9 protein-coding genes are annotated in these 13,038 nt (G+C 75.6%); 2 read left to right on the top strand and 7 right to left on the bottom strand.

The window, feature by feature from the left end:
• Positions 1–32: 32 nt before the first annotated feature.
• From FE251_RS07585 to FE251_RS07575, 3 genes are all read right to left on the bottom strand, one after another.
• Positions 33–1,871 (bottom strand): amidase family protein, encoded by a 1,839-nt coding sequence (locus FE251_RS07585; protein ID WP_179954781.1) that lies wholly within the window; start codon positions 1,869–1,871, stop codon positions 33–35.
• Positions 1,868–2,590: a hypothetical protein gene (locus tag FE251_RS15495; protein ID WP_168202681.1), complete on the bottom strand. Its 723-nt coding sequence runs from the start codon at positions 2,588–2,590 to the stop codon at positions 1,868–1,870. The genes FE251_RS07585 and FE251_RS15495 overlap by 4 nt, the downstream gene beginning before the upstream one ends.
• 173 nt (positions 2,591–2,763) lie before the next feature.
• Positions 2,764–3,669: a serine hydrolase domain-containing protein gene (locus FE251_RS07575; RefSeq protein WP_139071958.1), complete on the bottom strand. Its 906-nt coding sequence runs from the start codon at positions 3,667–3,669 to the stop codon at positions 2,764–2,766.
• Positions 3,670–3,762: 93 nt separating this feature from the next.
• Between FE251_RS07575 and FE251_RS07570 the strand changes: the two genes are divergently transcribed.
• Positions 3,763–4,557, top strand: coding sequence for a deoxyribonuclease IV (locus FE251_RS07570; protein WP_139071957.1), 795 nt, complete (start codon positions 3,763–3,765; stop codon positions 4,555–4,557).
• Between the two features lie 356 nt (positions 4,558–4,913).
• On the opposite strand, the gene pgi is transcribed toward FE251_RS07570, so the two are convergent.
• The 4 genes from pgi to FE251_RS07550 form a co-directional block, all read right to left on the bottom strand.
• Complete coding sequence (gene pgi, locus FE251_RS07565) at positions 4,914–6,548, bottom strand: glucose-6-phosphate isomerase (protein ID WP_139071956.1); 1,635 nt, start codon at positions 6,546–6,548, stop codon at positions 4,914–4,916.
• 71 nt (positions 6,549–6,619) lie between these two features.
• Positions 6,620–7,684 carry an aromatic acid exporter family protein gene (locus FE251_RS07560; protein ID WP_168202680.1) on the bottom strand — a complete coding sequence of 355 codons (1,065 nt, stop codon included), beginning with the start codon at positions 7,682–7,684 and terminating at the stop codon, positions 6,620–6,622.
• A gap of 35 nt (positions 7,685–7,719) precedes the next feature.
• Positions 7,720–9,309 (bottom strand): FAD-dependent oxidoreductase, encoded by a 1,590-nt coding sequence (locus tag FE251_RS07555; protein WP_139071706.1) that lies wholly within the window; start codon positions 9,307–9,309, stop codon positions 7,720–7,722.
• The gene (locus FE251_RS07550) at positions 9,309–10,451 is read right to left on the bottom strand and encodes a glutamate--cysteine ligase 2 (protein WP_139948395.1); all 1,143 of its coding nucleotides are present in this window, start codon (positions 10,449–10,451) and stop codon (positions 9,309–9,311) included. Before FE251_RS07550 ends, FE251_RS07555 begins: the two co-directional genes overlap by 1 nt.
• 71 nt (positions 10,452–10,522) lie before the next feature.
• On the opposite strand from FE251_RS07550, the gene hrpB reads away from it, so the two are divergent.
• On the top strand, positions 10,523–13,036 hold the full coding sequence (gene hrpB, locus FE251_RS07545) for an ATP-dependent helicase HrpB (protein ID WP_139948394.1): 2,514 nt from the start codon (positions 10,523–10,525) through the stop codon (positions 13,034–13,036).
• The last annotated feature ends 2 nt before the right edge of the window (positions 13,037–13,038 follow it).

The raw sequence follows: 13,038 nt of genomic DNA, 5'->3' as shown, positions 1-13,038 counted from the left end.
GTGCGCGGGGCACCTCCGGGACGAGCGTCGGGTCAGCCGAGCGGGCCGTACAGCGCCGGCGTCGTGCGCGCCGTCGTCGCCTGCTCGAAGGCGTAGGCGAACCCGAGCAGCGTCCCCTCGGAGTAGTCCCGGCCGAGGAGCTCGAGGTTGACCCCGGCCCCGGTGACCGTGCCGTCGGCCTCGATGGCCTGGCCCATCGGCACGGTGACCGACGGCATCCCGGTGTTCGGGCTCAGCCGCATGTTCTGGCCGACGGTGCCGTACGGCGTGCCGGTGGGGTAGACGAGCGCGTCGAGGCCGAGCTCGTCCATGAACGAGGTGACGAGCACCTGCCCCGCCACCAGGGCCCGGGTGTGGCTGCCCTCGGGCCCCGCCCACGCCTGGTAGACCTCCTCGGTCACCGCGGCGCGGGACTCGTAGGTGCGCTGGCGCGAGGTGACGAAGTGCCCGGTCGCGACGATCTCCTCCAGGGTCCGCGCCTCGACCTGCGGGGCGAGGTACGCCGCGACGTACTCCTCGAGGTCGTGGCGGAACTCGTTCGTGCTCCCGCTCGGCTCGGCGAGCACGTCGGAGAGGCCCGCGGGCGCCTCGAGCGGGACGACGGTCGCGCCGAGCGCCTCGAGGGTGGCGGTGGCCTCGGCGAAGAGCCGCGTCGTCGTCGCGTTGGTGCCCACCATCGACGTCACGTACCCGATGCGGGCACCGTCGAGCGCGTCGACGTCGAGGGAGGTCGCGTAGGACGCGGGCACCTTGCCCGCCTGGTCGGCGGTCACCGGGTCGGCAGGGTCGACCCCGACGACGGCGTCCAGCGCCACGGCGGCGTCGACGACGCTGCGCGCCATCGGGCCGGCGGTGTCCTGGCTCAGCGCGAGCGGGATGATGCCCGCGCGGCTCACCAGGCCGATGGTCGGCCGCACGCCGACGAGCTGGTTGTAGGAGGACGGGACGCGGATCGAGCCGCCGGTGTCGGTGCCGAACCCGAGGCCCACGAGGTTGGCGGAGACCGCCGCGCCCGTGCCGCCGCTGGAGCCGCCGGCGCTGCGGCGGGTGTCGTAGGGGCTGGCCACGAGCAGCGTGGTGCCCGGCTCGAGGCCGGTCGAGAACTCCGAGACGAAGCCGAACGCGAACTCGTCGAGGCTGGCCTTGGCGAGGACGACCGCGCCGTCGGCGCGCAGGCCGGAGACGATCGTCGCGTCGGTGCCGGTCTCGTTGTCCTCCCAGCAGCCGCAGCCGCCGGTGGTCGCCATGTCGGCGGTGTTGACGTTGTCCTTGACGGCCACCGGCACCCCCAGCAGCAGGCTCGTCATCCCGCTGGTGGCGCGGGTCGCGTCGGCCGCGGCGGCGGCGTCGAGGGCGACGTCGCTCGTCGTGATGACGGAGTTGAGTGGGCGGCCCTCCGGGTCGAGGAGGGCACGGTCGTACGCCTCGATCCGCTCGAGGTACGCCTGGGTGAGCTCCACGGAGGTCGTCACGCCCGCGTTCATCGCGGCCTGCATGTCGATCACCGAGGCCTCGACGATCTCGAACGGGCCGTCGTCGTAGACCATGCGCTGGGCGACGGCGGCGAGGTCGGTGACGGTGAGGACGCCGTCGTCGTCGACGTCGGCGGTGGGCACCCAGGCGGGCTCGCCGTCGGTGGCGCCGAGCGCGCCGGTGAGGACGGCGAGGTCGGCGGGGGTCACCTGGCCGTCGCCGGTGAGGTCGAGCTCGGCGTAGTAGCGCGGCAGCTCGAGGGTCGCGGCGGCGGGCCGGGGCGCGCCCTGCGCCGTCGCGGTCGCGGCGAGCGCGAGCCCGCCGACGAGGACGACGGTGAGGGCCGTGCGGCGGGTGGTCACGGGGGTGCTCCTGCGGGACTGGCGGACGAGGGTCATCGCGCACCTGCCCGGGCGCGGCGCACGGCGAGGGCGGTGCCGCCCCCGGCGAGGAGGAGGGCGCCGAGCGCGCCGACGAGTCGCACGTCGGCGCCGGTGCTGGCGAGCGGGCCGCCGGCGCGCGGCGGGGTGCCGGCGTCCGCACCCGCGGGAGCGGGGTCGGCTGCTGTCGGCTCGGGGTCGGCGGTCGGCTCGGGGACGGCCGGCTCCGCGGGCGGCGGCGTCGTCGGCTCGACGACCTGGGTGACGGTGACGGTCGCGACGGGGGCCTCGACCGACGTCGTCGTCCCGTCGGCGGCGACGAGCGCGGCCTGCACGGTGATGTCGGAGGTGCCCGCCCCGACCGCGAGGAGCTCGACCTGCGTCGTGAGGTCGCCGGCGAGCGCGGGGGAGGTGCCCAGCCGGGTGTGGACGAGCGTGGCGCCGTCGACGGTGGCGGTGAGCGCGTCGAACCCGCCGTCCGGGCCGGTGGCCGCGGCGTCGGGGGCCAGGGAGAGGACCGCGTCGTCGAAGACGAGGCCGAGCTCGTAGGCGTAGACGTCGCTCACGTCGTCGAGCGTGAGGTCGACGGTGACCCGCTGGGCGACCGGCACGGTCTGCGGGGCGTCGACGGTGAGCGCGGCGACGGTGGGCGCGGCGGCCGCGGGCACGGCCAGGAGCGTGCACGCGACCAGGAGGGCGCCGGCGGCTGCCCCCCTCGTTCGGCGGGTGGGTGGCATGGTCCGTCCTTCCAGCTGCGTCAGGGCTCGGACGCGCTCCGAAGGTGCCGCGTCCTTCGTCGGACGGTAGGCGGGCGGTGTTTCGCGCGATGGGCCCGGACGTTACCCGCGTGTTTCACGCGGTGCGCGGGGAGGCGGACTCCGTCACCGGCGGCGGCCGGAGCCGGGGGTGCTCACAGGAGTGGCAGGAGCTCGTCCCAGACCGCCCGGAGGATGTCGTTGGACGCGGCCTCGTTGTGCGCCGTCGTCGTCACGACCGCGCGCTGCTGGGGCAGCACGACGGAGAACTGGCCGTACATGCCGTCGGCGCGCCACGCGCCCTCCGGCGTGCAGCCCCACACCTGGTAGCCGTAGCCGGCCTGCGACTCCGTGTCCGTGAAGCCCTGCGTCTCGACGACGTCGGTGTGCATCGCGTGCACGTAGGACGCGGGGACGAGCTGCTCGCCCTCCCAGCGGCCCTCCTGGAGGAGGAGCCGGCCGAGGCGGGCGTACTCGCTCGTGCGGAGGAACAGATCGGTGGCTCCGCGGCTGAACCCGAGCGGGCAGCGCATCCACTGCGGGTTGTGGATGGCCAGCGGGTCGAAGAGCCGGGGGAGGAGGTAGTCACGCAGGTCCTGTCCGCTCACGGCGTGGACGACCCTGCTGAGGACGTAGGTGCACCCGTTGGAGTACTCGAACCGCGCGCCCGGCTCGGCGACGAGCTCGGAGCGCAGGAACCCGGCGAGCAGGTCCGTCTGCTCCTCCTGGCCCGGCCCCCACCAGGTGAAGGTGTTCCCGCTCGTCATCTGGAGCAGGTGACGGACGGTCATGGCCTCGACGCCGTCGGCGTGCTCCTGCCCGGGGAAGAAGCCGAGCACGGGGTCGTCGAGGTCGAGCAGGCCCTCCGCCTGCGCCATCCCGACCGCCACCGCGGTGAAGGCCTTGGAACCCGAGTAGACGTTGACGAGGTCGTCGTTGCGGAAGCGGTGCTCGACCGGCTCGTGACCCTCCCGGTGGAGGTGGACTCCGTACAGGCCGAGGTTCCGCTCCGCGTTGCGCAGGCGGATCCCGGTGAGGAGGGCGGCGTCGGACGTCGGCATCGGCTGTTCTCCCAGTGGCATCGGCGGCAGGACCAACTCTACGGCGGCGGGCGAGGCGGGGGCGGTGGGGACGCCAGACGTTAGGGTCGGTGCATGGCCGTTGTGGGAGCGCACGTCGAGCAGACCGACCCGATCGCCGAGGCCCGCGCACGCGGGGCCGACGCCGTCCAGTTCTTCCTGGGCGACCCCCAGGGGTGGAAGAGCCCCGAGGTCCGCTACCCCGGGGGCGCCGAGGCGCTGCGGGCCGCCGCGCAGGAGGCCGGCGTGGCGCTGTACGTCCACGCGCCGTACGTCCTCAACGTCGCGACGACGAACAACCGCATCCGCATCCCCAGCCGCAAGCTGCTGCAGAAGCAGGTGGACGCCGCGGCCGAGATCGGCGCCGCGGGGATCATCGTCCACGGCGGGCACGTGCTCGCGGCCGACGACCCCGCCGTCGGCTTCGACAACTGGCGCAAGTGCATCGACCAGCTCGACGCGAAGGTGCCCGTCCTCATCGAGAACACCGCCGGCGGCAACCGCGCGATGGCGCGCGGCGTCGAGCGCCTGGAGCAGCTGTGGGCGGCCGTGCTCGAGGCGGACGGCGGAGCCGACGTCGGCTTCTGCCTCGACACGTGCCACGCCTACGCGGGCGGTGAGGAGCTCGCCGGGCTCGTGGACCGGGTGCGCGCGGTGACCGGGCGGATCGACCTCGTCCACGCGAACGACAGCCGCGACGCCTTCGACTCCGGCGCCGACCGGCACGCCAACCTCGGCCAGGGCACCCTGCCCGCCGACGAGCTCGCCGACCTGCTCCGCGCCGCCGACGCCCCCGTCATCGTCGAGACCCCCGGCGGCGTCGAGGAGCACCGCGCCGACATCGCCTGGGTCCGCACCCACCTCGCCTGACCCGCCGCCTCACGCGCGGCGCCGCCGGCGCGCGCGTCAGCGTCGGCTGCGCCTCACGCGGCCTTTCCTGCCACCACGTCCGCGGCACGCCCGCGACACGCCGCAGGGAAGCGCTCCCCGGCGCCCGTTCAGGTGACTCAGTGGCAGGAACCGCGCGCCGGACTCCCGGACCGAGCCGGACTCGCGTGCCGCGCGCACCCTGCCGCGTGCGTTCCTGCCACCAAGTCAGCGACTCGCCGACGACACGCCGCGGGGAGGCGCTTCCCGAGGGCTGCTGAGCCGACTTGGTGGCAGGAACCGCGCGCCCGGCAAGCCGCCGGAGCACCGGGGCGGCAGGAGAGCCGCCCCGGTGGCGGTCAGGAGCGGCGCAGGCGGCGGTAGCGGCGGATGAGCGCGTTGGTCGAGGAGTCGTGCGCGAGCTCGGGCTCCTCCTCGGCGCTGAGCTCGGGCTCGATCCGCTTGGCGAGCACCTTGCCGAGCTCCACGCCCCACTGGTCGAAGGAGTTGATCCCCCACACCACGCCCTGGGTGAACACCTTGTGCTCGTAGATCGCGACGAGCTGCCCGAGCACGGCCGGGGTCAGGCGCGGGGCGAGCAGGAGTGTCGTGGGGGAGTTGCCCGCGAACGTCTTGTGCGCGACGAGCTCCTCCGGCACGCCCTCGGCCCGCACCTCGTCCGCCGACTTGCCGAACGCCAGCGCCTCGGCCTGCGCCAGGAGGTTGGCGGTGAGCTGGTCGTGGTGGCCCGGAACCTCCTCGCCCGGGTGGACGAGGCCGATGAGGTCGGCCGGCACCGTCTGGGTGCCCTGGTGGATGAGCTGGTAGAACGCGTGCTGCCCGTTGGTGCCCGGCTCGCCCCACACGACCGGACCGGTCTGGACCGACACCGGCGAGCCGTCGATCGTCACGGACTTGCCGTTGGACTCCATGTCGAGCTGCTGGAGGTAGGCGGGGAAGCGCGAGAGGTTCTCGCTGTAGGGCAGCACGGCGTGCGTCGCCGCACCGCGGAAGTTGCGGTGCCACACCCCGATGAGCCCGAGCAGGGCGGGCACGTTGCGCTCGAGCGGGGTGGTGCGGAAGTGGGTGTCGACGGTGTGGAAGCCGTCGAGCATCTGGCGGTAGTTGTCCGGCCCGATGGCGATCATGAGCGAGAGGCCGACGGCGGAGGTCATCGAGTACCGGCCGCCCACCCAGTCCCAGAAGCCGAACATGTTCGCGGTGTCGATCCCGAACGCCGCGACCTTCTCGGTGTTCGTCGACACGGCGACGAAGTGCTTGGCGACGGCGGCCTCGTCACCGAGCGCGGCGAGGAGCCAGCTGCGCGCCGTCGTCGCGTTGGTGATGGTCTCGATCGTCGTGAACGTCTTGGAGGCGACGATGAAGAGGGTCGTCTCGGGGTCGGCGGCGGCGAGGACGGCGGCGATGTCGTCGCCGTCGACGTTGGAGACGAAGGAGGAGCGGATGTCGGGCGTGGCGTAGGGCGCGAGGGCGATGGTCGCCATCTTCGGCCCGAGGTCCGACCCGCCGATGCCGATGTTGACGACGTGGTCGATCCGCTTGCCGGTGTGGCCGCGCCACTCGCCGCTGCGCACCTGCTCGCTGAACGCGGCCATCTTGTCGAGGACGGCGTGGACGTCGGCGTCGACGTCCTGGCCGTCGACGACCAGCCCGCTGCCGCGCGGCGCGCGCAGCGCGGTGTGGAGGACGGCGCGGTCCTCGGTGGAGTTGATGTGCTCGCCGCGGAACATCGCCTCGGTCTTCTCGGCGAGCCCGGCGGCCTCGGCCAGCCGGACGAGCAGGGCGAGCGTCTCGTCGGTGACGTCGTTCTTCGAGTAGTCGACGTAGAGGTCGCCCACCTCCAGCGCCAGCCGGGTGCCCCGCTCGGGGTCGGCGTCGAACAGCTCGCGCAGGGTGGTCCGCGCGGTGCGCGCGGCGTGATCCTCGAGCGCGGCCCACTCGGGGGTGGTCGAGATGTCCTGGGGATGAGGCACGGTGCTGCTCCTGGGCTCGGTGGGCGATCGCCCCCCATCATGGCGCGCCACGGCCGTGAGCGCGACGGACCTCAGTCGGTCCGCTCCATCTGGGCGAGCGAGTCCGAGGCCCGGCGCAGGGAGACGAGCACGGAGTCGACGAGGAGCTGGTCGTCCCGCCTGGGCGCGATGCGGCGCGCCTCCTCGACGGCGCGGTGCGCCTCGCGGCTCGAGGGAGGCCCGCCCTCCACGCTCTCGGTACCGGCGTCCGTGACGTTCTCGAGCGCCGCCGCGATCGTGCCGAGGGCGTCGCGGACCAGCTCGCGCGTCCCTCCGGACAGTGCCTCGACCCGGTCGGTGTCGCCGACGCCCCCGAGGAGCAGGTCGGCGAGGTCGCTGACGACGAGCGAGAGCCGGTCGAGCGTGCGCGCCTCGTACCGCAGCGCCTGGATCGAGGCGGTGTACCGCCGCGCCCTGGGGTTGCGGCGGGCCGCCTCCCCGACCTCCGTCACCGCCGCGGCCATGGCGGCCCGTTCGCGCGGGGCAACGGCGTGCTCGTCGTCCCACTCCCGCAGCGAGGGCAGCTCCTCCCCGTCGAGCAGCGCGGCGAGCGCGGCGACGTCCCCGGCCAGCGTGGCGCGGAACCGGGCGATCGTGGCCTGGGCGGGGGCGAGCGGGAGCGGCGGCAGGACGGCGTTGACGAGGATGCCGATGACGGCCCCGAAGAGCGTGAGCCCGGCGTAGGCGCCGACGTACATCTCCTCCCCGTGCCCGACGATGAGGGTGAACAGCGCGGCCGTGGGGACCCAGCTGCCCATCGAGCCCAGCAGCCGCCACCCGGCGAGGACGACGGACGGGACGACGACGAGCGCGACAGCCGCCGGCCCGGTGGCCGGCAGGAGGTCGACCGCCCACCCGACGGCGCCGCCGACGACGATGGCCAGCACCGACTGCAGCGACTCACGCACCGAGCCGGCGAGGGTGAAGGTCGTGGCGATGACCGCGCCGAACGGCGCGTAGTACGGGTAGTCGGCGGCCGGGCCGGGGAGGAGGCCCACGGCCGCCCACGCGATCGCGGCCGCAAGTGCCGCCCGGATGGCCAGTGCGAGCCGGGGGTTGCGCCGCCACCGCTCGCGCCACCACGAGGCACTCCGCACGTCCCTCGGTAGCGCGACCCGCTGCCAGGCGAACGTCATCGGGTGGCGAGCCCGCGCGTCGCAGGACCCTCCAGCAGCTCGCCGTCGGCGGTGAACCGCGACCCGTGGAGCGGGCAGTCCCAGGACATCTCCTCGTCGTTCCAGCGCAGCACCCCGCCCAGGTGGGGGCACACGGCCGAGACGGCACGGGTGACGCCGTCCACGGTCGAGACGGCGACGGGGTGCAGACCGTGCCGCACGACGCAGCCGGTGCCCTCGGCCGGCGCCTCCGGGGCCGCCGTCCCGTCCGCGTCCGAACCGCCCTCCTGGACGGGCGTGGCGTCCGCCTGCTCGGCGGCCGACGCGTCTGCCGTCGTCGGCGCCGAACCGGTCTCGGGGGCGGTCATCGCCCGGACGTACCCGCCCGCGAGCCGTGCGGCAGCGCCGGCGTTGAGCCGGACCGCCTCGGTGAGACCGGACATCTCGTGGCGGCTCCACGTGCGGTACGCGTCGCACCACTCCGGCGTCTCACCCACGAGGGCCGCGGCGAGCAGGTGCGCGGCGGCCACGCCGTTGGTCATGCCCCACTTGGCGAAGCCGGTGGCGACGTGGACGCGCGTGTCGCGGGGCACGAGCGGCCCGACGTAGGGCAGCTCGTCGACGGGGTGGTAGTCCTGGGCCGACCAGCGGGCGACGAGCCGCGCGTCGGGGAACCAGCGGCGCCCCCAGCTGAGGAGGTTCTCCACCCGGGCACGGGGCGACTCCGTGCGGCCGACGACGTGCGAGGCGCCGCCGACGAGGACGACCTCCCCGTCCCCGTGCGGCGCCGTGCGCAGCGAACGGGTCGGCGTGCCGGCGGTGATGGACATCGGGAGGTCGGTGGGCGCGTCGACCTCCAGCGCGAGCACGTAGGACCGCTGCGGCTCGAGGCGGGCGAAGTAGGCCCCGCGGTCGGCGAAGGGGGTCCCGGTGGCGAGGACGACACGGTCGGCGTGGACGGTGCCGCGACTGGTCGCGACGGCGCCGTCCTTGCCGCGCAGCTCGGTCACCCGGGCACCCGTCCGGATGACGACTCCGGCGTCCTGTGCCGCCCTGGCGAGCGCGGCGAGCAGCTGGACGGGGTCGACCTGCGCCTGGTCGGCGAGCCACGTGCCGGCAAGCGCGGGGAAGGGCGCGGAGAGCTCCTCGTGCCACTCGACGGGCAAGCCGGCCCTCAGCGCCGCGGCGTGCTCGTCCTCGGCGGCGGGCAGCTGGTGGGGACCGGCCGCGTAGGTGAGGGCGGCACGGCGCTGGACTGGCACGTCCCACCGGGCGCTCTCGGCGAGAAGCCACTCCTGGCCGACCCGGTTGCCCGTGACGTACTGGCGCACCATGTCCTCGCCGTGACGGGCACCGATGGCCGAGAGCCGGGTGCCCTGGAGGAGCGACACCTTCGCCGTCGAGTGGCCGGTCGTGCCGGCCCCGATCCACCGCGCCTCGAGCACGACGACGCGCACCCCGGCCCGTGCGAGCAGGACGGCGGTCGCGAGCCCGGTGAGTCCCGCACCGACGACGGCGACGTCGTAGCGTCCGGTGACCGGCTCAGCGGCGAGCCGCTCGGCGTCCGGCACCGTCCCCGGCCCGGCGCCCAGCCACAGTGAGGTCATCAGCCCTCTCCTTCCTGTCCCAGCGTCATGCGCACCGCGGCCTGGACGACGTCGTGCAGGCTGCCGGTGCGCTCCAGCACCCGCCGCTGACGGTCGGCACCCGTGCCGACGCGCTGCAGGCGGGCGAGTCCGTCGAGGACGAGCTCGGTGTCCCCGTACTCCTCGAGCGCGGGGCGCACGTGGGCGACGAGGAGGTCGAGCACCTCGCCCGCCGGACGCGGCCGGTGGGTGAACGGGTCGAGGAGCTCACCGCCCGTGCCGTAGCGGGAGGCCTGCCACGTCGCCAGCCTGAGCATCTGGGTGGGCACGTCCGGGGCGGGGTCGCCCGACGCCCACTGCCCGGCGGCCGTCTCGACGAGCGCGCGCGAGAGTGCGGCGAGCAGGACGGTGTCGCGTGCGTCCTGGCACACGTCCGCCACCCGGAGCTCGAGCGTCGGGTAGGAGCGTGAGGGCCGGGCGTCGAGGTAGACCATGCCCTCGTCGAGGATGACGCCGGTGGCCATCATCTCCTCGATCCGCCGCCGGTAGGCGGCGGCCGAGCCGAAGACGTCGGGAGGCCCGGCGACGGGCCAGCGGATCATCACCTCGGGCCGGTAGGAGGCGTACCCGGAGTCCCCGCCCTGCCAGAAGGGGGAGTTGGCGCTGAGCGCGAGAAGGGTCGGCAGCCAGACGCGCGCCCGGTCCAGGGCGCCGATCGCCTCGTCGTCGGAGTCGACGGACACGTGGACGTGGCACCCGCAGATGAGCTGCTCGCGCCCGATCTGGCCGTAGCGCTCGACGATGCGCTGGTAGCGCTCGTCGTCGGCGGCGCTCGGCTCGGCGGGGAGGGGGGAGGTGGCCAGGGCGACGGCGCGGGTGCCCTCGCGGCGGGCGGCGGAGTCGGCCCGCACCCGCCACTCGAGGAGCTCCTCGCCGAGCGCGGTCATGTCGTGGTGGGGAGCGGTGTCGGTCTCGACCTGCTCGCGCTGCAGCTCGCCGTCGATGCTCGACCCCGGGGTCGAGGACGCCGCGGCGGAGATCCCGGAGGACCGGCTGCCGGCGAGCACCTCGGCCCGCCGGAGGACCTGGGTCGCCCGGGCCACCGCACGCCCCGAGTCGGTCCCGACCAGCAGCAGCTCTTCCTCCACACCTACGGTTCGCATCGGGTCAGTGTGGCGTGGGCCGCGCGGGTCGGCACGGCGGGAGAGCGGCTGTGGCGCGGCACACTGGTCCGGTGACCGCCCTCGCCCAGCTCCTCGCCGACCCGCCCGACCTGCCCGTCGCGGCTGGCCTCGCCGAGCTGACCGACGCCGTGGGCACGGCCGGCACCGCGGTCCTCCAGTCCGCGCCCGGCAGCGGCAAGACGACCCTCGTCCCACCCGCGATCGCGGTCGCGCTGGGCGGCAGGGTCGTCGTCACGCAGCCGCGCCGGATCGCCGCCCGCGCCGCCGCGGCGCGCCTGGCCGCGCTGCTCGGGGAGCCGGTCGGGGCGACGTCCGGGTTCGCCGTCCGGGGCGACCGGCGCAGCGGTCCGACGACTGTCGTGGAGTTCGTCACGGCGGGCACCCTCCTGCGGCGTCTGCAGCGCGACCCGGAGCTGCCCGGGGTGCGCGCCGTCGTGCTCGACGAGGTCCACGAGCGGCAGGTCGACTCCGACCTCCTGCTCGCCATGCTCGTCGAGGTGCGCGCGACGCTGCGCGAGGACCTCGCCCTCGTCGCGATGTCCGCGACCGTTGAGGCCGAGCGGGTGGCGGCGGTGCTCGGCGCGGGCACACCGGTGGTCACGGTGCCCGGCGCGCTGCACCCGGTGGACACCGTGTGGTGCCCGCCCCCGCGCACGGCACCCCGGCTCACCCCGCGAGGCACGAGCCCGGCGTTCCTCGGGCACGTGGCCGACGTCGTCCAGCGGGCGCTGCGCGAGCAGGAGGGGGACGTCCTCGTCTTCCTCCCGGGAGCGCGCGAGGTCGACGACGTCGTGCGCCGCACGTCGGGCACGGGCGTGGAGGTGCTGCCGCTCCACGGCCGGCTCCCGGCCGCCGAGCAGGACCGGGCGCTGCGCCCGGGCACCGCCCGCAGGGTCGTCGTCTCGACGGCGGTGGCCGAGTCCTCCCTCACCGTGCCCGGCGTGCGCGTGGTCGTGGACGCCGGGCTGGCGCGCGAGCCGCGCACCGACCACCACCGCGGGCTGGCCGGGCTCGTCACCCGCAGCGTGAGCCAGGCGTCGGCGGAGCAGCGCGCGGGCCGCGCCGGACGTCAGGGCCCCGGGACCGTCTACCGGTGCTGGTCGCAGGGCGAGCACGCGCGGCTCGCCCGCCACCCCCAGCCGGAGATCCTCACCGCCGACCTCACCGGACCGCTGCTCGAGCTCGCCGTGTGGGGCGCACCGGACGGCGTCGGCCTGGCCCTGCTCGACCCGCCCCCGCCGGCCGCCGCCACCGCGGCCCGCTCTGTCCTCACCGACATCGGCGCGCTCGCTCCCGACGGCACCGTGACCGAGCGCGGCCGGGCGATCGCCGCCGTCGGAGCCGACCCACGCCTGGCCCGCGCCCTGCTCGACGGCGCGGCCGCCGTCGGTCCGCGCACGGCGGCCGAGGTCGTCGCCCTGCTCGCCGAGGACGCCGGGCCGCAGGACCTCGACCTGCCGGCCGCGCTGCGCCGCGCCCGGGCGGGCGGCCGGTCGGCCTGGCGCCGCGAGGCCGACCGGTGGGAGCGCCTGGTCACCCGCTCACGGCAGGACGCCGCCGCGGGAGGCCCCGGCGGCGCCCCGCCTTCTCTCGACCTCGCCGTCGGGCTGGTCACCGCACTCGCCCACCCCGACCGGATCGCCCGTCGCCGTCCGGGGTCGGAGGTCTACCTCATGGCCGGGGGCGCCGGCGCGCGACTGCCCGCGGGCGGGCTCGGCGGCGCCGAGTGGGTCGCCGTGGCCGACGCGACCCGCACCCCGGGGCAGCCCGACGCCGTCGTCCGGGCGGCGGCGCCCGTCGACGAGGCGACCGCCCGGGAGGCGGGGGCGCACCTGCTGCGCACGAGCGATGACGTCGCGTGGCGCTCCGGCCGGCTCGTCGCCCGGCGGGTGGAGCACCTGGGTGCGATCGAGCTGTCCTCCGAGCCGCTCGCGCACCCGCCGGCCGACCTCGTGGCCGCGGCGGTCCGCGACGGCCTGCGCGCCGAAGGGCTCGGCCTCGTCCCGTGGCCCGCCGGCGCCCTCCTCCTGCGGCAGCGACTGGCGTTCCTCCACGCCGCGCTCGGTGACCCGTGGCCCGACGTCTCGGACGACGCTCTCCTCGCCCGGGTGGGGGAGTGGCTGGGTCCGGACCTCGCCGGGGTGCGCGGCAGCCGCGACCTCGCCCGGCTCGACACGACGAGCGCGCTGCGCAGGCTGCTGCCGTGGCCGGAGGCCGGGCGGCTGGACGAGCTCGCCCCCGAGCGGGTCACCGTGCCCACCGGCTCGGCGGTCCGCGTCGACTACACCGACCCGGCCCGCCCGAGACTCGCGGTGCGCATCCAGGAGGTCTTCGGCTGGCGCGGCGCCCCGGCGCTGGCGGGTGGCCGGGTGCCGCTCGTGCTCGAGCTGCTCTCCCCGGCCCGGCGCCCCGCCGCCGTCACCGCCGACCTCGCCGGCTTCTGGCGCACCGGCTACCCGCAGGTGCGCGCCGAGCTGCGCGGGCGCTACCCCAGGCACCCGTGGCCGGAGGACCCGGCCACGGCGCCCCCCACGACCCGGACCAAGCGGCCCGGGCACGGCTGACG

Origin of the sequence: Georgenia wutianyii, from assembly GCF_006349365.1 — a bacterium.
In the GTDB taxonomy this organism is placed as follows: domain Bacteria; phylum Actinomycetota; class Actinomycetes; order Actinomycetales; family Actinomycetaceae; genus Oceanitalea; species Oceanitalea wutianyii.
Note: the sequence above shows the minus strand (reverse complement) of the source record. Positions and strands in the feature narration are given on the sequence as shown.

What these genes read in the sequence shown, in the direction of transcription:
- FE251_RS07575 (WP_139071958.1), bottom strand. Translation starts at nt 3,669, where the DNA reads ATGCCGACGTCCGACGCCGCCCTCCTCACCGGGATCCGCCTGCGCAAC.
- FE251_RS07570 (WP_139071957.1), top strand. Translation starts at nt 3,763, where the DNA reads ATGGCCGTTGTGGGAGCGCACGTCGAGCAGACCGACCCGATCGCCGAG.
- FE251_RS07585 (WP_179954781.1), bottom strand. Translation starts at nt 1,871, where the DNA reads ATGACCCTCGTCCGCCAGTCCCGCAGGAGCACCCCCGTGACCACCCGC.
- FE251_RS07550 (WP_139948395.1), bottom strand. Translation starts at nt 10,451, where the DNA reads ATGCGAACCGTAGGTGTGGAGGAAGAGCTGCTGCTGGTCGGGACCGAC.
- FE251_RS07555 (WP_139071706.1), bottom strand. Translation starts at nt 9,309, where the DNA reads ATGACCTCACTGTGGCTGGGCGCCGGGCCGGGGACGGTGCCGGACGCC.
- FE251_RS15495 (WP_168202681.1), bottom strand. Translation starts at nt 2,590, where the DNA reads ATGCCACCCACCCGCCGAACGAGGGGGGCAGCCGCCGGCGCCCTCCTG.